Origin of the sequence: Lachnoanaerobaculum saburreum DSM 3986 (assembly GCF_000185385.1) — a bacterium.
In the GTDB taxonomy this organism is placed as follows: Bacteria; Bacillota; Clostridia; order Lachnospirales; family Lachnospiraceae; genus Lachnoanaerobaculum; species Lachnoanaerobaculum saburreum.
This window is the reverse complement of record NZ_GL622296.1, coordinates 748,352-766,825: the sequence shown is the minus strand read 5'-3', so window position 1 is coordinate 766,825 and position 18,474 is coordinate 748,352. Positions and strand designations below refer to the sequence as shown.

The following is an 18,474-nucleotide window of genomic DNA, read 5'->3' as shown; positions in this document are numbered from 1 at the left end:
ATTTTATATTATTTTTTACTTTCTTTCAACTTATAAATTATCTTAAATTCATTGACAACTTATGTTTTTACTTTCATACTTTTATAAATTTTTGCAAATAAAAAAGCCCGGTTTCCCCGGGACTGAAAAATCAGAATAAATCACTATGACTAACTGTTCTGATAAGTCTTAATATCAATTCATCATCTATAACTTGATATACCAATAACCAATCAGGTTCTATATGACATTCTCTCATATTCTGATAATTCCTTGAATTCACAAGATAATGATCTCGATATTTTGAGGGCAATATTTCCTCCTTTTGCAATAACTCTAATACTTCTTCCAATCTTTTAGGATTACATCCTCGTTTTACCGCAATTTTATAATCCTTCTTAAACCTTCCTGTAAACTCCAACTTAAGCATCTAACGCTCTCATCAAATCTTTTACACTGTCGAAAGGTCCGTATATGTCTTCATTGTTTTTAGCAGACTCCATAGCTTTATATGTGGTTTCATTCGGCTCATCTATTTTCACCTCAAACGGTAGACCATGACATCTAAGAGCCTGTCTGTAAAAAATCCCCGTTGCGGTACTCAAATCCAATCCCAACGCCTTAAAAAGTTCCGATGCTTGTGATTTCAGTTCACTGTCCATCCTTAATGTAAGATTTCCCTTTGCCATCTCCACACCTCCTATCTAACATAAGTATAGCAAAAGATATATATAATACAAGTGCATTGCAATAAAAAAAGCCCAAGTTTCCTCAGGCTTTTCTCTTATTTTGCATTTTCAAGTGCATTTCTTACCGCATTTATTATTCCCTTAGAGCTGTGTGTTGCTCCGCTTACAGCATCCACCTCTAAAGATTGTTTTTCTATAATTTGTGGGATAACGTCCTTAGCATCTATCATATACTCTTCATCATCTCCGGTATTTACTATATTTATTTCAGATATTTTACCGCCTGAGACAGTCACTGAAACCGTGGTCTTACCGCTATATCCTGTGGCACTGCCTTCACATGTTCCGTCTTTGCAAGCAGTATCTAAACTTATATTAGTACTTACATTCTCTTCCTGAGTTTTGGAAGCTTTTACTCCCGTTATGGCAAGCGGTATATATAATGCACAAATCACAACCATAAGGAATATACATAGTATTCTTTGTTTTTTATATTTTTTGCTCTAAATATAAGGTAAATAATATATATAATCGCATATACAGCAAGGTCAAATAAAGTATTTAGATGACCCTTTACTATGGATATACTGAATATCATTGATATATGTATAAATAACAGCCCATAAAATATGTATGAAAGCCTTTGTAATGATTTCCACTTTTTCGGATTCATCTTTTTTCTGATAACCATAAATGAAGTTATGGTAAGTGGAAGTAAAAGTACAATCATCACCAGTGAGAGTACTGCCGCAAATATTCTTGGAGCATCCAACTCTGAAATCTTTGTAAACAGTGCAACAAAATAGTATTTGCCATATGATATATTGTGGATAAGTGTAAGAAGGGCCGCTATAATAGCCATTTCACCTCTGTTACGGAGCAGCATACCTCTAAGCTTCGCCGCCGGGCATACCGAAGCCACCATAACCAGGATAAAGAGGGCACCTGCCAAGGTGCCTCTTGCTAATATATTTTTTACAATATAATCAACTACAAACGGTAATCCCTTCTTAGGTGCCAATACAGACAGGACACTTATTATAACAGTTGCTATATAAAATAATGTTGCATGTTTTTTTATAGGTTTTTCTAAAAAATAGAAGAACGCTACTGCTAATATTAAACATGCGATAAGTCTCATTACTTTGTTACCTCAAATGTCAAATCAGGATAGCCGTCGGCACTGAGCTGAATCTTATATGTTCCCGCATCCTTGAACACAGGCTCATCCTTACCGTCATTGCTGTATTTTGCATCCAAATTTATACTGCCGTCTTCATTAAATGCCACTTTTCCGAACTTTCTACCCTTACCGCCCTTATACTCTGCATCATTTACCTTTGCAGATGTAGTAGCATTAAGGTACTCTTTCAATGTAAGTCCTGCTTCATTTTCGTCAAGCTTAAGTGTATTGTTCTCAAAGTGGAACTTGTCAGCTGTTAAACCTGAGTTAATTGTGGCTGTAAAGCTCAAATCGGCATACTTATCATTTGTAAATATAAACTGATACTTTCCGGGTACAAGTTCTTTCGGAAGATTAAGTGTTCCGTTCTCGTCCTTTACATTTGCTATATCAACATCTTTGTTTCTTGATACAATTCTACCCAAACTGTACTTACTGTCATCCGATGTGATTGTATAATGAATCTGTGTGCCGTCCTTGCTGTAGTTTGCACTTTCGTCACCCTTTGCACTATAGTTTTCAGGTGCCAGAAGCTTACACAAAAGATCGGTATCTATCTCTATATCATCTGCATCCTTTAGAAGATATGTAATCTTTGAGATTGTCTGTCCCGGAATATCCTGATAGCGAACATATGACTGAACATTTCCATGGTTCTCTGTAAACGGTGCAACTGCAAACGCAAGCTCTGATGGTGTAAGCCAAATATTCTGAAGATGCTCAAGTCCATACTTCTTACCTTCCTTAGTTTCCATTACAACACCCTGTACATTGCCGACTTCAAGCTCCAAGTCCTTTATATCTATCTCATAGTTTCCATACTTTGATGTAGTGGTGATTTCTGCCTTTGCATCATTCTTTACAGTATTTCCGACTGTCTTTGAGAATGTTCCGTCCGAATTAAGCACCTTGTACTCTGCCGGTGTCTTATCTGTTGTCTCTGTCATCTCACCCACAAATGTAAGTAGAGGATTTGTAGACTCTTTTTTCTCTTCTATCGCTTTTTTAGCCGCCTCATAGAGTGATTTTGAAATAGCTACATTTACCTCTGTTACTCCGGTGATTTTTGAACCGTCACCTTCCACTTCCGATACCGCACTTGTATATTTTGCCGCTTTTTTATTGGTAGCTGAACTTACCGCATCATAATTGCCTTCATTTCTTATACCTGCCGCCGCATCAGGTGCATCAAGCTTCGGTGTAAGGCTTGCCGGATCAGCCTCAGGTGCTATGTCATTGATCTCACCATAGTAATAGTCTGCATATGGAATATTTATCTTTGCATATACATAGTCCTTATTGCCGATGTCGGCCTTACTTTCTGCACTTGTCTCAGACTTGCTCTCAGTCTGTGATGAACTGCTCTCTGCTGATGAAGCTGTATCTGCAGCCTTTCCGCATCCTGTTATCATAAGTGCCAATGCTGCCGGTGCCAATATGGTTAAATATCTCTTTCTCATAAGTCCTCCATAAATAAGTATAAATATGTTAGTTATTCCTAACTATGCCAGTACAGTATTACATAGAACAAATATAATGTCAATTATTTTTTTCAGAGCATACATATAATCAATTATATAGACCTGAAAATCGGTCAAGTTTAACTTCAACCTTTAATATTTTCCTTTCTTTTATTTCATTATCTTTTTGCTCTTGCCACATACTCTACCCCACAAAATTTTTATAATATATTCTTACAGCCTCATTATACATAAAAAGCTGTAAGTTAAAAATACCTGTAACTTCTGATATAAAAAGACACCCCTTCGGATGTCTTTAATTTATCGATGTATTATCCTAAATATGTTCATTGCCGTAGTCTGCACCGGTCTTGATGTAAGTATAAGTAAGGTTGTTGCAATATTTGATATATGGAACAAAAGCTTATTTACCGGACCGTCTGCAACACATAGGTGCAATGCAAAACCTTTACCTACAGGCCAAAATATCTTTTCTCTCTTTCCGTTTAATACATCAATCACTATATGCGATATGAAGCCTACAAAAAAGTATGGTACTATATCAGGGAAAATAATATAGACAAAAAAGCTGAGGCTAAACAGTGCCGAAAGTGAATGCATAAAGGACCTATGCGGTTGCTTCATACCAAATGCACATATACCTAAAAACGCTGATATTCCGATAATAAGGCGTAAGATATTGCTGTCTGCCGTCAATCTGTTATAGATACCTACATGAAATATTGCATCCGCTGTCACTACTCCCAAAATACTGAAAACGGCTAAGCCGATAATGCGCTCCACCTTATTATGTGCATCCGATGTTCCCACATCTATATCACTTATAATTCCGCCAAATCCCGCTATTGCAGTACCTGCAACAAGCATTGCAATACTCTGTGGTCTGCACAACATAAGTCCTGTTGCCATGCCTACTGAAAAATGTGTTTTGCCTAACATAAGTACCTTTCTAAAATGTCTTTCCGATAAGTTGTAAATGTATTTTTTAGCTTATCCATATCCATCCTCTAACAGTTTTCCATCTCTGCCTTAAAGACCAAAATCACATCCGCATCTGAGCAGCAAAATTCCGCACATCCCTCAGGTTGTCCGGGAAGGCTTCCGCCATATCTTAAAATATCTATATAGGGAAAAGCACAGTGCATTGCCATAGGACAAATCTTTCCTCTATCCTCATCATAGTCAAACACCTCTCCTACATGATGTCCTCTATGGCACCCCGTCTTTCCTCTTCTATCCGTTATAGTAAGTTTTATCTTCGGTCTTTTTCCTCTGTTCATATATTCCTTTCTTCTACTTCTCCCACTTAAAAAGATTTTCTACCACATCCACTATACCGTCTTCGTCATTTGACTTTGTAATATAGTCTGCGGCTGCTCTTACCCTTTCCTGTGCATTTGCCATGGCTACGCCTATGCCTGCCGCCTGTATCATAGACAGGTCATTGAACCCGTCCCCACAGCAAATCAGATTGTCAACACTCTTGCCAAGCTTTTTTACCATATTTGTAATTGTGCTTGCCTTATCTATGCCCACCTCTGTGACTTCAAGAAAATACGGCTCCGAACGAACGATATTTAACTTTCCTTCCCAGTATTTTTTCATTTCCTTTTCTACCTTTGCCAGATAATCCCCGTCTGCCGTCATCAGACATTTTATAATGGGGAAGGTAATCTGTGGAGTCAGAGGGTCGGCCTTTACTCTGATAAAATGATTGATATTAATCTCTATCATATAATATTGTTCATCTATATCAAGTGCATAAGCCTTATCACCATTGTAAGTCATAAGGTTTATACCGAACTCCTTTGCCTGTTTTTCAAGTATCGGCAAATATTCATGTGTCAATTCCTTCATAAACAGCTGTTTATTGTTTTTGCAATCTAGGAAACAACCGCCATTGTATGAAAGTATATAACCTCCCTTTTTGTCAAGTTCAAGTATCTTTGCTACCGGCATTACTCCAAAGGTCGGTCTGCCTGATGCAAGTGCCACAGTTCCGCCTGCGGTTATAAATTTATCTATAGATTCTTTGGTTCTTTCACTGATCCGCTTTTTTGAATCGGTCAATGTTCCGTCCAGGTCAAGTGCAAGGACGGCATCTCTTACTTTTATCTTTTTTTCTTCAAATATATTCATATCTTATCCTTATAAATGTCTAAATCCTTCTCCTGCAACCTCATTTGAGTCAAGTATTATCACAAATGAACTTGGGTCTAATTTCTTTGCCGCCTGACGAACTGCATGTACTTCTTTCACTCTACAGGCACACATCACTACATCTTTCTCCTCATCTGTGTAGCTTCCCACCGCCTTAAGATATGTGGAGCCGCGATCAATAAGTGTTGCTATTTCCCTTGACATATCCTTAGGCTTATCACATATAATCATAATAAGTTTTCCGGCAGAAAGTCCGTCCATTGCCTTATCAAGCACTACAGCTACAAGATATGCTATAATCAGTCCATATATCAAGCTGTTTATATTACCCGATACCAGTACAACGCCCAATACAATTATAGCAGAGTCTATTACAAGTGCTATCTTTCCCAGTGAAAAATGCGGTAAAGAATGATGTATCAGTACCATTATAAAGTCTGAACCTCCTGTGGAAGAATCTCTCATAAAAATAAGTGCATATCCGACTGCGGAAATTATTCCTGTACATATAGCCGCCAACATATAATCTCCATTATAAACCGGAAAGACTTTTGCAACTACATCAACCATTATTGAAGTAATCAATATTGACTTAACTGACTTTAACAGAAATTTTTTGCCTATCTCCCTATATGAAATAACGGCAAAAGGTATATTAAGAATTATTGTTCCTATACCTACAGGCAGTCCAAACAGCTGATATAGTATAAGTGCAAGCCCTGTAAAGCCCACCATAGGAAATTTAAATGCAGCTGCAAAACAGTAAGTACCTATCCCCATAAAGATACCTGCAATGATATCCACTAAGATATCTGTTGACCACTCTTTTAATATTTCTTTATTCATCTTCTTTCCTATCATCAAAACAATTCGCTCTTATATTTTATTGAGTCTTTCTCAGTTATTTCTCTGATAACTTTACATGGATTACCTGATGCCAGACTGTTGGCAGGTATATCCCTTGTGACTACACTTCCTGCACCTATCACACATCCTTCTCCTATAGTCACTCCGCCTGTTATCACTACATTTGCGGCAATCCAGCAGTTATCACCTATATTTATCGGCTTTGCATACTCATCACCATATGCTGTTCCGTCCTCTTTAAACTTGATATTTCTCTCCTGCCACCTGAACGGATGCATGGGTGTCATCAGACTGCAATTCGGTCCGAAAAACACATTATTGCCTATATTCACAGGGCATACATCAAGCACTGTAAAGTTAAAGTTTGCATAGCAATTTTCTCCAAAACTTGTAAATACACCATAGTCAAAGTAGACAGGTCCTTGAAGATAAACTCCTTTTCCCTTATTCGGTATAAGCTCATCTATAACAATATCCCTCAATTCATCATCTTCAAATAATGTGTTATACCGCTGTGAAAGTCTATGTGCCTTGGTTCTTAATCTTGTCAACTCCTCATCAGTCGGATCATATATCTTTCCTGCAAGCATCTTTTCTTTTTCGTTCATTTTTCTCCTCTATACTTATCTATAATTATTTTTGATTATCGGTCTCATGAAATTTTCTGATTCTTGACCTCGTATCATTATATACTAAATCATATAAAAAAGGCAGTCCAAAAATGAACCGCCTTTTTTATATCTATATCAGCCTCTCCACTTAAGCAGTAAAGAAGAATTTATTATAACCGGTACCGAACCTGCATTATGTACCAATGCGCCGACTATAGGATTTAGAATACCTGTAATTGCAAAAACTGTTGCAATTAAGTTCAGCACCATTGAAAATGACATATTCAGTTTGATTGTATCCATCATTTTTCCGGACAGTGACAACAGGTGTGGAAGTTTCTCCACCTCATCATCTACAAGTGCTATATCTGCCGCCTCTATGGCTATATCACTTCCTATTTTGCCCATTGCTATTCCGACAGTTGCTCTTTTAAGTGCCGGTGCATCATTTACTCCGTCTCCAATCATACAAACCGATTTCTTTTGTTTTTCCCTCTTATCAATAAAGTTTAACTTGTCCTTCGGCATGCACTCTGCACAATATTCATTGATACTTAATGCATTTGCTATAGATGTGGCTGCATTTTTATTATCACCTGTAAACAACGCAGGTTTTACCCCAATATCATTTAAACCCTCAATCATATGTCTGCTTTCACTTCTTAATGTATCTGAAAGTACCACATAACCTGCAAGTCTTTTATCCGTTCCGATATAGATCACTGTACAGCCCTGATTATCAAACTTTTCCTTTTTTATCTTGATTAAATATCGGCTCTTTTATGCTTAATATGATTTTACAATTCCATATATTTTTTATAGTATTTAACTTCTTTTATCCCATATTTGCAAAGCGTTCTACCACTCCAAATATCAACATATTATAATCCGTCTGATTTTCTGTGTCAATGTGTCAAAAAAAGCCTTTTATAAGTGTATTGACATAGCATTTGATTTTTATTACAATGGGGCGATATTTAAGGAGGTTATTTATTGGATACTAAAAAATCAAATTGGCAGTTTTTAAATGCTACAACTCTAAAGCTTATCGCCGCCACACTGATGTTCATTGATCACATTCATGAGATGTTTTCACATGTCGGAGCACCTATATGGCTTACTATGATAGGCAGACTTGTATTTCCTATGTTCTTATTTGCGGCTTCAGAAAGCTTTCATTATACACATAGCAAAAAGAGATATTTACTGAGACTTTTGATTGCAAGCTGGTTTATGACCACTTTTACTTTTGTGTTACAGGGTATTCTCCCAAATGATAATGTTGCACTTATGAACAATGCTTTCAGCACATTCTTTGTAAGCGGATTATATATGTTATTTTGGGATATATTTGTAGACGGTATTCATCAAAAGTCTATACTTAAGATAATTGGCGCAATACTTCTATGTTTTATACCTGTTCTGCTGTCCATGCCTGTGCTGATAGGTGGATTTCTTGTTACAAATGAAAATATTTCACCCGATATTGTGCGTTATATAGCAATATTTTCTCTGTATCTTCCAAGTATATTGATTGTTGAAGGCAGTTATTTTTCTGTACTTTTGGGATTATTATTCTATATCTTTAGAAAGGACAGAGTACTACAGATAGCTGTTCTGGTTGCAATGTCTGCATATATCTTTATCACCGGTGACAGGATTCAAAGTATTATGATATTTGCAGCTGTTCCGATAGCACTTTATAATGGTGAAAAAGGAAAGGGTATAAAGAATTTCTTCTATATTTTCTATCCTTTGCATATCGGAATTTTATATGTTATTTCAACACTTGTTTTTAAGTAAAGCAAAAAGCATCCTGCTCTTATTGGCGGATGCTTTTTTTATGAATTATGTCATTATCTTGTATCTATATTATTAGTTTCTTCAAAGCCTCAAGTTCTTCTTTTGTAAGTGTCACTCCCTTTCCCATCTTCTCATGTTCAGGTGCCCATTCTCTGATATCATACTTTGGTGCCGCCCCGTTCCATGAAATAAGGTTTAGTTCCTTTCTCCACCCCTTTGCATTCTCTGACAAAACTCCAATCTTCTCTACTATATCATATCTGAAATCTCCTGCCATATTTCTCCTTTCATTTATTTAAAAATTTTCAATACTCCCTAATAACATTTTGTCCGTCCGCTATTTACTGCAATTTTTAGAATAATATTTTATAAATTCATCCACAGTATATGTATGAACCTCTGATACACAGATATCCTTCATCAATTTTAAATCCCATAAAATAATTTCATCTTTTGCAAGTCTAAATAACGGCTTTACAAATCCTTCTATATATTCCTCACTAAGAGATTGAGCCTTGTTTTGCTTTTCTTTTCTGTATTTAACTTTTTCCTGTTCAACATATTGTTTGTTTTTTTCGTAATTATATACCACAATGTATTCCAAATATTTGCGGCAGAACTTCAAGTCCACATCTACTATATTTGAAAAAACGAGAAGGGAATCTTTAAGTTTTGTCTTAACTTCTTTAACCTTACCGTTCTTAAATTCCACAAATATAAGCTTATTTTTGACTTCACTATAAAGCAGGGCATCTGCCGATTTAAAGACCTTATAAGATTTATGAAACTTTTTGCAAAAAGCAGTTTTCACATCATCAAAGTCAATTACAATATCTTTTGAAATATCTTCGTCAATACCAACCATGTAAACCGGATTTTCTTTATCTGAACTATCTTTAGACACTTCAAATAAAGGTCTTTTATTATCTATAAATATATCAGTCTCTACTTTATCCTTAATCTCCGTCATTATATGCCTCATTTTCAATCCTTTGCAGCGGATCAGATAATACTCTATAAATTTCTGATATATTATAGGTGACATCCTTCATCTTTGCATTATTCCCTTCATTATATGACAGGTAGTACTTAACAGTATCTTCTGTATCATATTTTCTGGAAAATACTTCGATTGCACGTAAAAAATATGGACTATGAGTATTTATCAAAATATGCAGTCCCATCTCTTTTTGAAGTAACACTATAATTTCAGCCAGTGTAACCTGCCAATCAGGATGAAGGTGAACTTCAGGCTCATCAAGTATTAAAGTTCCATTTTGTACTATGGTTCCGTTATCTATCAGGCTTTTAATTAAATAAAATGTTTTCATACCTGATGAAAGGCTGTCTAATGATAATCCCCTTGTCCTCTTAGAACCTGAGATACCGTCTTTATCCGTTTCAAATAATGACATATCCGAACCTAAGGTATCGTTGATTTTTTGATATACCGCACTTAATTTTTCTTTTAAGTTTGCTCTATCTACCAAATTTAAATTTTTAGTGCTTTTATATTGAGATATCAAAGTATCTCTATGATTGGTAATTATTTCATCATTAGCGACATGAAGTAATATTTTAGTATTAATGTCAACTAAATTATAGGAATCAATTATAAACGGATCATCAATGTATACTATTTGTTGTTTTAACTCCTCTCCACTATCCTTAACAAGTATCTTGTTATTATTATCAAACCAAATATCCATTTTAAAGTTTTTTATTTTCAAAACTATTTCACTTCCAGCACTACTTCGAATATTTGTTATATGGTCATTAAACTCTCTTGAAAATATTTCTGAAACAATTTCATTTATAAGTAAACTATTAGGTGTCAAATTAATTTTCATTATATCATCAATTTCATTAGAAATGTATTCATCTTTCCCTAAACAATCCTGTAAAATTTCTCTAATACTATTTTCATCAATATTTCCAACTAAAAGAGTTGCCAATTCTCTTCTTTGACCCCATTTAAGTTTAGATCTCCAAAAAATACTACCTGGCTTAGAAAATAGATTATCAATAGCATACATTTTTTCCAAATTTATTTTCCTTGACATATTGCTGAATGAGTGAAACATTGCAAATAAACTTCGGCTGACTGTACTTTTCCCTGTGCCGTTCAAACCTGCTATTATTGTAATCCCTTTAATCTCTATATTTGCCGAATCTATCTTTCCGACATTACTGATTTTTAATTCCATTATTCTCTCTTTCTCAATCTTTTGCCACAGGATACTCATTGCAAAGCAGTCTGTAAGGCTTCTCATCCTCTTCTATCTTCGGAAAGCGGCCTATATCCTCATAGAATCTGTTGTCGATATTGTCATCATTACATTGTGATACCTCACCTATAAGCACACTGCCGCTTCCCGGTTTTACATGAAATTCATGGTATTGATGAGGCCATATCGTGATGCTCTCGCCCGGCAAAAGCTTTACCATGCTGCCTGCCTTTACATAGTATGACCTGCCGTCAGAGTTTATAAGCACATCCGAGTCGCTAAGTCCGCCCTTGCCGTCATCATTGTACACCTTAATAAGGAGAGTTCCACCACCTCTGTTAATTATATCCTCAGACTTAAACCAATGGAAGTGCATAGGTGCCATCATATCATCTCTCAGGAATAACAGCTTCTCGGCATATACCTTTTTATACTTAGCATTATTTCTGTTGCCGTTTCTAAGAGTAATCAGTCCGAAACCTACCTTGTCAAAATTTCCCAAACCGAAATCCGTGATATCCCAACCAAGCATATTATCCCTTATTTCATCATATTCATGTCCTTTACTTTCCCACTCATCAGGTGTCCAGTTACAAAACGGCGGTAGATGAAAACCGTTTTGTCTTATCAGCTCCTCCATCTCTCTTATAATACTGTTAATCTGTGACCTCTTCATGTCTTACCCCTTTCTTGTATCAAATACTTACTCATTTGCCTTTGCAAAATCCTAAGTGCATTTTCTATATCATCTTCCTTATTTAACTTTGAAATCTTTGAATCCGCCAATGGTATGGCTCCTTCATATCCGCTGAATTTCGGCTTTTCACTTCCGTTTTCAAGTATATGGCAGATAAGCTTGGAATCTATAATATCCTCATTTTCTTTAAATACATTTTCAGATTCTTTGCTCTCCATTACTTCTTTAAGTACAGATGCCACAGGCATGTCATTGTATAATGTCTGTTGTATTTCCGCATCATAGGTCAGAGTTTTTAAAAATTCCCAAGCCAATCTTTTCTTTTTTGACTTTGCACTTATCACAATATTTAAACTGTCAATCATACTCACATTATTTCCCGACTTTCCTGCCGGCATAGGTATACAGTCCCATGCAAAATTTGTGTACTTTTTTATTTTGTAAGGATATGACTTATATGTTCTATATTCCGCTAACGACATCTGACTGAAAGCTACTTTACCGCTGTCAAACTCTTCTTTTGTTACATTCTGATTTCCGTTCAGAGCTTCCAAACTCTTAACGAACCTTATAGCCTCGGCAAGCTTTTCCTGATTAAAATATGATTTCTTACCGTCTTTTGAAAACAATGTAACATCATTTGAAAGAGCCGCATTTATCCAATCGTATTTGTATATACCATAGTAGTCGGGGCTGCCGTCCAAATCTCTGTCAAGAGTTATCATCCTGCAAAGCCTGTAAAAATCATCAAATGTATAATTGTTGTCGGGAATATTAAGGTGAAAGTTTTCAAGTAATGTCCTGTTTACAAACATAAGTGTCGGCATAGCTTCATATGGCAAGGCATATCTGTATCCTGAAAACACACCTGAATTTGCTATATTTTCATAGTATTTTTCTATATCAAAGTCACTGTCTTCGCTCACATATCTGTCAAGCTTTTCTATCAGTCCAAGGTTTATATAATTCTCAAAGTCCTCATCAAGCATCATAAACACATCAGGCATTTTATCTTTTAAAGCTCTTTCCGACATCCATTCACTGTAGTCTTCCTTCGGTATTCCGCTCTCATATTTTATTCTCACACCCTTATGTTCACTTTCAAATTTTTCTATAGCCTTATCAATTACTGAATAACTCTCCTGTACCGCCACACCCCAATTGCTTCCGTTAAACATAGCAAATTCTATTACAGTTTCTTTTTTTCCGCACTTATAAAAAAACACTATACTCAATGCAGACAAAAGAACTGTTAATATACATACAATTCTAATCTTCTTTGAGATTTTCACAACTCACCTCTGCCGATTGCCCATATCGCAAGCTGTGTCCTGTCTCGCAATTCCAGTTTATCAAGTATATTTGACAAATAGTTTCTTACAGTTCCTTCTGAAAAGCTCAAGTCCTTTGCTATCTCCTTATTGCTTTTTCCCTTAGACACTTCCCTTATTATAGTCCATTCATTTTTTGTAATCATTTTTATGTTCTCTGCCGGTACATATATCGTTTCATTATTTACCGCAAGCTTTGAAAAAAATCTTAAAACCTTTGAGGCAATATCAGGATTTATCATTGCCTGACCTTGATACACCGTATTTATAGCCTCTATAAGGCTGTCCATACTTATTCCCTTTAAAAGATAACCGCTTGCACCGTACTTCAATGCATTGAACACATATTCATCATCATCAAATGTTGTAAGTATAATTATCTTTATATCAGGATAACCTTCCTTTATAATCTTTGTACAGGACACTCCGTCAAGTCTCGGCATTCTGATATCAAGAAGTATTATATCCGGTCTTTTTTCTCTGACACTTCTTATCACCTCAAGCCCGTCACAAACAGCATCTGTCACCTCTATATCCGGTTTACTTAAAAGGATTATCTTTAAACTTTCTCTTATCAGCTCCTGATCATCTGCAATTAAAACTTTAATCATATTCCTCTCCCCATCTTATCGGTATCATAGCTTCCACAATGAAGCCGTTCTCACTTCTGAAGTTTACTTGCCCTTTCAGCATATTTACTCTTTCTCTGATATGCCTTAGGCCAAACCCGGCTTCTATCTTCTCACAGCCTATTCCGTCATCATGAATCATAAGTCCGATACTTCCGAAATTTTTCTTTACCGCAACTTCTATATTCCCGGCATTTCCATGCCTTATAGCATTTGTTAAACTCTCCTGTATAATCCTATATATAGCCATTTCCTCATCTTCGTCAAACTTCAAATTGCTGTCCTCACAGTCAAATATTATATTCACACCGGCAACTCTCCTTGTATTTTCCACAAGCTCCTCTATTGCACTTTTTAAATTCAATCTGTCGGGAGCATCAGGTCTTAATGAGCTCACACTCATTCTGATATCTTTTATACTGTTTCTGCTGACTTTTGATAATAAATCAAGCTGGTTTCTAAGCGGAGTTCTTTCATCTCCTGCCAGTGCAATACAGGCATCAATCCCTGCCGCAAGACCTGTAAGCGTATGCCCTAAAGTATCATGTATTTCTCTGGCGATACGGTTTCTTTCTCTAATCTCCGCAAGCCTTGCATTGTCAGTCAAAGACTTTTCAAGTTCCACATTTGCCTTTTGCAGATCCAAGTTTGCTGTTTCAAGCTTTTTATTAAGTTCAAGGTTTTTCTCTATAATTTCTTCTTTATTTACTATGATACTGATACAGCATAGTACAAAACATATAACAGTCATCAAATTGAGTACATTATATACAAAAAATATCACTGTCTGTAACCCCACACTACAGACTTTTATATAAGTGGAAATATCGTATATATTTACAAACAATTTTACAAGTTCATGTGTTGTACATAAATAGCTTACAGTAGCAATCACAATAACTATCGGCATATATTTATTTTTCTTCAGATAAATCAGTGCATTGGCAAATGTCCAAAGTAAAATGCCGTTATAGTTAAAGTTTAACAATGTAATACATATCAATTCTAAAATAAACTCAATCATAATTGACAGAAATATAATTCCCGTATCATTTATGTTGCTATAACTTCTTATGCTGAAAGTTACTATAATACATATAGATGAAATAACTGTAAATATAAATATATAAAGTGTATTACCCGGTATATTCATTGCCCCTGACAAAAACAGTTTTGCCTCATGTACATCTATAATTCTTTCAGTAATTATCCATACAAAACCTGAAGTCAGAACCATAGTTGCAACGGCTACAGTGAGCATCAGCTCAAGTATCGTATTTATTTTTAAACTTCCTATGCTCTTCATATTCATTGCCACTTTGAGATATCAAATTTGGCTATATTGCCTGCATTTATCAGATCTACGTCTATATAAATATCAGACTTCACTTCTCTTTCGGCTAAATAATCATACGCCACTTTGGAGGCTTCCTTGCCCATATATATGGGATGCTGTGCTACGGTAGCCGTAAAAAGTCCCTGCTTTATAAGCTCTTTTGCATCCGGTGAACCGTCCACTCCGTAAATCAAAATCCTTTTTTCGCTTTTCTCACGTAATGCCGCAATTGCACCTATTGCCGTAGGGTCATTCAGTCCGAAAATAACATCTATATCCTTATTGTTCGTTTTCAAATATTCTTTCATAGCTTCATTTACAGTCTCTATCTCACTGACACCGTCAATTTCATCCACTATCTCATATTTCGGCTCATTTGATATAGTATCTATAAATCCCTGCCTTCTTTGAACCATGGATGAAGCAATAAGGTTTGCCACAATAAGTATTTTGGCTCCGTCAGGCTTTTTATTTATCAGATCCTTTGCCAACAATACTCCGGCCTTATAGTTATCTGATTGAATTGCACTTATCACTCCCACTCTGTTATCCACATCAGTATCCAACAAAATCACCGGAACTCCCCTTTTCTCACATTCATATAAGGCACTCTCTATCCCGCTTCTATCTACCGCATTGGCAAATAAAATATCAATGCCTTCATTTAACATATCTGTAATCTGTGCATTCTGCCTTTCCTGACTCTGTGCCGGGTCTCTGGTTATAAGTATATCACCGTTTGCCTCAATAGTATCTCTTAAATTTTCATTAAGTACATTAAAATATGGATTGTTCATAGTCATATATGTTGAACCGAATATGATTTTCTTATTTTTACTTTTATATTTTGCCAAAATTATTAACAAACACAATAAAAAAACATATGCTAAGAGCATTAAAAATACTCTTAGCTTAGTTCCACCGTTTTTTTTCATTATTTACTCTTTTTTAAATTCCTGATATAGTCAATAAATACCGCAAGCAGTATAACAATACCCTTTACAACAGTCTGCCAGAAAGAGTTTACATTCATAAGGTTAAGTCCGTTGCTAAGTATTCCTATAATAAGCGCACCTACAAGTGTTCCTCCAAGCTTTCCATATCCTCCGGACATGGAAGTTCCGCCTACTACAACCGCAGCTATCGCATCCATCTCCGCACCGTCACCTGCCGTAGGCTGTCCGGAATACATACGTGAAGCCAAAATAACTCCTGCAAGTCCTGCCATAAGTCCCGAATAAGTATATACCATGAATTTTACTTTTGAAACACTTATACCTGAAAACTTTGCCGCAAGTGTATTTCCGCCTACCGCATATATATATCTTCCGATTTTTGTTCTGTTCATTATAAGTACAGATATTATAAATAATATTATCATTATAATAACAGGTACAGGGAAAATCCCGACATATCCGGCTCCAATCCACTGCCATTCTTTAGATACAACTCTTACAGGTGAACCTCCGGTATATACTCCCGAAAGTCCTCTTGCAATATTCATTGTAGCCAATGTCACGATAAATGGAGGTATTGTAGTTCTTGAAATAACAAATCCGTTAAATGCACCTATTATAAGTCCGATAAGCACTCCGATAATCATTGCCAAATATATATTCATACCATATCTGGATACACAGCCGGCAGCAAACACTCCTGAAAGTGCTATTACGGAACCTACGGACAAATCAATACCGCCAAGTATGATTACCATTGTCATTCCGCATGCAAGAAGCATATTTGTAGATATCTGTCTAAGTACATTAAAAACATTCTTTGTTGTAGGGAATGAGCTGCTTGTTGCAGGAAATACCGTAAGGAATATTGCCAGCACCAGCAATGCAATAATGATTCCCATATTCTCTTTGAAAAAATTTAATGCCTTCATATTATTTGATTTTTTCACTTTTTACCTCCATTATATAGCAGCCAATGCCATAATACTTTCCTGTGATATTTCTTTGTGGTCTATACAACCTCTTATCATTCCTGCCGCCATAACATATACCCTGTCGCTCATATTTATTATTTCAGGCAATTCGGAAGATATCATAATGATTGAAACTCCGTTTTTTACCAGTTCATTCATTATTTTATATATCTCAGATTTTGCACCTACATCTATTCCCCTTGTAGGCTCATCCAGTATAAGAATCTTCGGATTTGTCGCAAGCCACCTTCCAATCATCACCTTTTGCTGATTTCCGCCGGAGAGATTCCCGATTACCTGCTCCTGTGAAGGTGTTTTGGTAGCCATCATATCTATATATTTTTGAGTTATCTCAGTCTCTTTTTTGGAATTTACATTCAGATTTTTTATAAATTCATCCAGCACCTCAATCGTGGTATTGTATTTTATATCCTGAAGTAAATAAAGCCCCTGCTCCTTTCGACTCTCAGGCACAAGTGCCAGTCCGTTTTTTATAGCATCCTTGGGATTTTTTATGCCGACCTTTTTACCCTCTATATATATATCCCCGACCACATCTTTTGAAAGCCCGAATATTGCCTGCATAGCCTCACTTCTGCCTGCACCTACAAGTCCGGCAAAACCTATTATTTCTCCCTTTCTTAACTCAAAACTGACATTCTTTACCTTATCACCGTCCTTTAGATTCTCCACCTTTAAAACCACATCTTTTGTAGGCATAAAATCTCTTACATAGTAATTTGTCAAAGTTCTTCCAACCATCATGGATATAAGTTCATCCTTATCAGTTTCCTTTACCACCTTGGTTCCTACATACTCTCCGTCTCTCATTACACTTACTCTGTCACATATTTCTTCAAGTTCGCTCATCTTATGTGATATATATATGATACCCACGCCCTTCTTTGTCAAATCTCTCATTATCTTAAACAGATTTTCCACCTCTCTGTCACTTATAGAGGATGTAGGTTCATCCATAACCAGTATTTTTGCATTTACAGATACCGCCTTTGTTATTTCCACCATCTGCTGCTTAGCTATAGGCAGATTCATAACAAGTTCTCTTGAATCTATATCCATACCCAAATCATCCAATATCTTCCCGGCATCTTTTTCCATTTTTGAGATATTTACACTAAAGCCCTTTCCGGACTCTCTTCCAAGATATATATTTTCCGCCACACTCATATATGGCACCAGTACCAACTCCTGATGGATTATCGCAATATTGTTTTTTGAGGCATCATGCACCGATTCTATGGATACCTTTTTGCCCTCAATCTCTATCTCACCTTCATCAAGGCTGTATATTCCGCCCAGTACTTTTATAAGCGTTGATTTACCCGCACCGTTTTCTCCAAGCAGTGCATGCACTTCTCCGGCCTTTAGTTCAAAGTTTACTTTATCTAAAGCTTTAACTCCCGGAAAACTTTTAGATATATTTTTCATTCTCAATAAAATATTGTCCGCCACTGTTTCACCTGCTTTTATTTTAAATAAGGCACCCGAAAGGATGCCCCAAAATTATAATTAATATTTTTCCGATACTT

Annotated in this window: 22 protein-coding genes; 1 reads left to right on the top strand and 21 read right to left on the bottom strand. The window is 36.0% G+C overall.

Going from position 1 to position 18,474, the window contains the following annotated elements; genetic code table 11:
- Positions 1 to 130: 130 nt before the first annotated feature.
- From HMPREF0381_RS03690 to HMPREF0381_RS03640, 11 genes are all read right to left on the bottom strand, one after another.
- Entirely contained in the window at positions 131 to 409 is a 279-nt protein-coding gene (locus HMPREF0381_RS03690; protein WP_008750534.1) for a type II toxin-antitoxin system YafQ family toxin, read from the bottom strand.
- Positions 402 to 668: a type II toxin-antitoxin system RelB/DinJ family antitoxin gene (locus tag HMPREF0381_RS03685; RefSeq protein WP_008750533.1), complete on the bottom strand. Its 267-nt coding sequence runs from the start codon at positions 666 to 668 to the stop codon at positions 402 to 404. The genes HMPREF0381_RS03690 and HMPREF0381_RS03685 overlap by 8 nt, the downstream gene beginning before the upstream one ends.
- 95 nt (positions 669 to 763) lie before the next feature.
- Positions 764 to 1,129 carry an FMN-binding protein gene (locus HMPREF0381_RS15985; RefSeq protein WP_008750532.1) on the bottom strand — a complete coding sequence of 122 codons (366 nt, stop codon included), beginning with the start codon at positions 1,127 to 1,129 and terminating at the stop codon, positions 764 to 766.
- Positions 1,120 to 1,809: a ferric reductase-like transmembrane domain-containing protein gene (locus HMPREF0381_RS03675; RefSeq protein ID WP_008750531.1), complete on the bottom strand. Its 690-nt coding sequence runs from the start codon at positions 1,807 to 1,809 to the stop codon at positions 1,120 to 1,122. Before HMPREF0381_RS03675 ends, HMPREF0381_RS15985 begins: the two co-directional genes overlap by 10 nt.
- Positions 1,809 to 3,311: a hemoblobin-interacting domain-containing protein gene (locus HMPREF0381_RS03670; protein ID WP_008750530.1), complete on the bottom strand. Its 1,503-nt coding sequence runs from the start codon at positions 3,309 to 3,311 to the stop codon at positions 1,809 to 1,811. The genes HMPREF0381_RS03675 and HMPREF0381_RS03670 overlap by 1 nt, the downstream gene beginning before the upstream one ends.
- 321 nt (positions 3,312 to 3,632) lie before the next feature.
- Positions 3,633 to 4,271 carry a metal-dependent hydrolase gene (locus HMPREF0381_RS03665; RefSeq protein ID WP_008750529.1) on the bottom strand — a complete coding sequence of 213 codons (639 nt, stop codon included), beginning with the start codon at positions 4,269 to 4,271 and terminating at the stop codon, positions 3,633 to 3,635.
- A gap of 68 nt (positions 4,272 to 4,339) precedes the next feature.
- Positions 4,340 to 4,612: a TIGR04076 family protein gene (locus tag HMPREF0381_RS03660; protein WP_008750528.1), complete on the bottom strand. Its 273-nt coding sequence runs from the start codon at positions 4,610 to 4,612 to the stop codon at positions 4,340 to 4,342.
- 13 nt (positions 4,613 to 4,625) lie between these two features.
- Positions 4,626 to 5,471, bottom strand: a complete 846-nt coding sequence (locus HMPREF0381_RS03655; protein ID WP_008750527.1) for a Cof-type HAD-IIB family hydrolase — start codon at positions 5,469 to 5,471, stop codon at positions 4,626 to 4,628.
- Between the two features lie 9 nt (positions 5,472 to 5,480).
- A complete protein-coding gene (locus HMPREF0381_RS03650; protein WP_040461656.1) occupies positions 5,481 to 6,338 on the bottom strand; it encodes a YitT family protein in 858 nt (285 codons plus the stop codon).
- Between the two features lie 14 nt (positions 6,339 to 6,352).
- Positions 6,353 to 6,967, bottom strand: a complete 615-nt coding sequence (locus HMPREF0381_RS03645) for a sugar O-acetyltransferase (protein ID WP_008750525.1) — start codon at positions 6,965 to 6,967, stop codon at positions 6,353 to 6,355.
- Between the two features lie 138 nt (positions 6,968 to 7,105).
- Positions 7,106 to 7,729: an HAD-IC family P-type ATPase gene (locus HMPREF0381_RS03640; RefSeq protein ID WP_330370353.1), complete on the bottom strand. Its 624-nt coding sequence runs from the start codon at positions 7,727 to 7,729 to the stop codon at positions 7,106 to 7,108.
- Between the two features lie 234 nt (positions 7,730 to 7,963).
- Here HMPREF0381_RS03640 and HMPREF0381_RS03635 point away from each other — a divergent pair, with 234 nt between their 5' ends.
- Positions 7,964 to 8,773, top strand: a complete 810-nt coding sequence (locus tag HMPREF0381_RS03635) for a TraX family protein (protein ID WP_008750523.1) — start codon at positions 7,964 to 7,966, stop codon at positions 8,771 to 8,773.
- 64 nt (positions 8,774 to 8,837) lie between these two features.
- On the opposite strand, the gene HMPREF0381_RS03630 is transcribed toward HMPREF0381_RS03635, so the two are convergent.
- From HMPREF0381_RS03630 to HMPREF0381_RS03585, 10 genes are read right to left on the bottom strand one after another with little or no spacing between them, the layout of a single operon-like run.
- Entirely contained in the window at positions 8,838 to 9,050 is a 213-nt protein-coding gene (locus HMPREF0381_RS03630; RefSeq protein ID WP_008750522.1) for a YdbC family protein, read from the bottom strand.
- Between the two features lie 60 nt (positions 9,051 to 9,110).
- A complete protein-coding gene (locus HMPREF0381_RS03625) occupies positions 9,111 to 9,743 on the bottom strand; it encodes a hypothetical protein (RefSeq protein ID WP_008750521.1) in 633 nt (210 codons plus the stop codon).
- Positions 9,730 to 11,046, bottom strand: coding sequence for an AAA family ATPase (locus HMPREF0381_RS03620; protein WP_242824386.1), 1,317 nt, complete (start codon positions 11,044 to 11,046; stop codon positions 9,730 to 9,732). Before HMPREF0381_RS03620 ends, HMPREF0381_RS03625 begins: the two co-directional genes overlap by 14 nt.
- Complete coding sequence (locus HMPREF0381_RS03615) at positions 10,994 to 11,677, bottom strand: D-lyxose/D-mannose family sugar isomerase (RefSeq protein ID WP_008750519.1); 684 nt, start codon at positions 11,675 to 11,677, stop codon at positions 10,994 to 10,996. Before HMPREF0381_RS03615 ends, HMPREF0381_RS03620 begins: the two co-directional genes overlap by 53 nt.
- Complete coding sequence (locus tag HMPREF0381_RS03610) at positions 11,674 to 12,990, bottom strand: ABC transporter substrate-binding protein (protein WP_008750518.1); 1,317 nt, start codon at positions 12,988 to 12,990, stop codon at positions 11,674 to 11,676. The genes HMPREF0381_RS03615 and HMPREF0381_RS03610 overlap by 4 nt, the downstream gene beginning before the upstream one ends.
- Entirely contained in the window at positions 12,987 to 13,640 is a 654-nt protein-coding gene (locus HMPREF0381_RS03605) for a response regulator transcription factor (protein WP_008750517.1), read from the bottom strand. Before HMPREF0381_RS03605 ends, HMPREF0381_RS03610 begins: the two co-directional genes overlap by 4 nt.
- On the bottom strand, positions 13,633 to 14,964 hold the full coding sequence (locus HMPREF0381_RS03600) for a sensor histidine kinase (RefSeq protein WP_050784242.1): 1,332 nt from the start codon (positions 14,962 to 14,964) through the stop codon (positions 13,633 to 13,635). Before HMPREF0381_RS03600 ends, HMPREF0381_RS03605 begins: the two co-directional genes overlap by 8 nt.
- A 2-nt stretch (positions 14,965 to 14,966) precedes the next feature.
- Positions 14,967 to 15,929, bottom strand: coding sequence for a sugar ABC transporter substrate-binding protein (locus tag HMPREF0381_RS03595; protein WP_008750515.1), 963 nt, complete (start codon positions 15,927 to 15,929; stop codon positions 14,967 to 14,969).
- Positions 15,929 to 16,900, bottom strand: coding sequence for an ABC transporter permease (locus HMPREF0381_RS03590; RefSeq protein WP_008750514.1), 972 nt, complete (start codon positions 16,898 to 16,900; stop codon positions 15,929 to 15,931). Before HMPREF0381_RS03590 ends, HMPREF0381_RS03595 begins: the two co-directional genes overlap by 1 nt.
- A 12-nt stretch (positions 16,901 to 16,912) precedes the next feature.
- A complete protein-coding gene (locus HMPREF0381_RS03585) occupies positions 16,913 to 18,397 on the bottom strand; it encodes a sugar ABC transporter ATP-binding protein (protein ID WP_008750513.1) in 1,485 nt (494 codons plus the stop codon).
- Positions 18,398 to 18,474 lie beyond the last annotated feature (77 nt).

What these genes read in the sequence shown, in the direction of transcription:
- HMPREF0381_RS03690 (WP_008750534.1), bottom strand. Translation starts at nt 409, where the DNA reads ATGCTTAAGTTGGAGTTTACAGGAAGGTTTAAGAAGGATTATAAAATT.
- HMPREF0381_RS03685 (WP_008750533.1), bottom strand. Translation starts at nt 668, where the DNA reads ATGGCAAAGGGAAATCTTACATTAAGGATGGACAGTGAACTGAAATCA.
- HMPREF0381_RS15985 (WP_008750532.1), bottom strand. Translation starts at nt 1,129, where the DNA reads ATGGTTGTGATTTGTGCATTATATATACCGCTTGCCATAACGGGAGTA.
- HMPREF0381_RS03675 (WP_008750531.1), bottom strand. Translation starts at nt 1,809, where the DNA reads ATGAGACTTATCGCATGTTTAATATTAGCAGTAGCGTTCTTCTATTTT.
- HMPREF0381_RS03670 (WP_008750530.1), bottom strand. Translation starts at nt 3,311, where the DNA reads ATGAGAAAGAGATATTTAACCATATTGGCACCGGCAGCATTGGCACTT.
- HMPREF0381_RS03665 (WP_008750529.1), bottom strand. Translation starts at nt 4,271, where the DNA reads ATGTTAGGCAAAACACATTTTTCAGTAGGCATGGCAACAGGACTTATG.
- HMPREF0381_RS03660 (WP_008750528.1), bottom strand. Translation starts at nt 4,612, where the DNA reads ATGAACAGAGGAAAAAGACCGAAGATAAAACTTACTATAACGGATAGA.
- HMPREF0381_RS03655 (WP_008750527.1), bottom strand. Translation starts at nt 5,471, where the DNA reads ATGAATATATTTGAAGAAAAAAAGATAAAAGTAAGAGATGCCGTCCTT.
- HMPREF0381_RS03650 (WP_040461656.1), bottom strand. Translation starts at nt 6,338, where the DNA reads ATGAATAAAGAAATATTAAAAGAGTGGTCAACAGATATCTTAGTGGAT.
- HMPREF0381_RS03645 (WP_008750525.1), bottom strand. Translation starts at nt 6,967, where the DNA reads ATGAACGAAAAAGAAAAGATGCTTGCAGGAAAGATATATGATCCGACT.
- HMPREF0381_RS03630 (WP_008750522.1), bottom strand. Translation starts at nt 9,050, where the DNA reads ATGGCAGGAGATTTCAGATATGATATAGTAGAGAAGATTGGAGTTTTG.
- HMPREF0381_RS03625 (WP_008750521.1), bottom strand. Translation starts at nt 9,743, where the DNA reads ATGACGGAGATTAAGGATAAAGTAGAGACTGATATATTTATAGATAAT.
- HMPREF0381_RS03620 (WP_242824386.1), bottom strand. Translation starts at nt 11,046, where the DNA reads ATGAGAAGCCTTACAGACTGCTTTGCAATGAGTATCCTGTGGCAAAAG.
- HMPREF0381_RS03615 (WP_008750519.1), bottom strand. Translation starts at nt 11,677, where the DNA reads ATGAAGAGGTCACAGATTAACAGTATTATAAGAGAGATGGAGGAGCTG.
- HMPREF0381_RS03605 (WP_008750517.1), bottom strand. Translation starts at nt 13,640, where the DNA reads ATGATTAAAGTTTTAATTGCAGATGATCAGGAGCTGATAAGAGAAAGT.
- HMPREF0381_RS03600 (WP_050784242.1), bottom strand. Translation starts at nt 14,964, where the DNA reads ATGAAGAGCATAGGAAGTTTAAAAATAAATACGATACTTGAGCTGATG.
- HMPREF0381_RS03595 (WP_008750515.1), bottom strand. Translation starts at nt 15,929, where the DNA reads ATGAAAAAAAACGGTGGAACTAAGCTAAGAGTATTTTTAATGCTCTTA.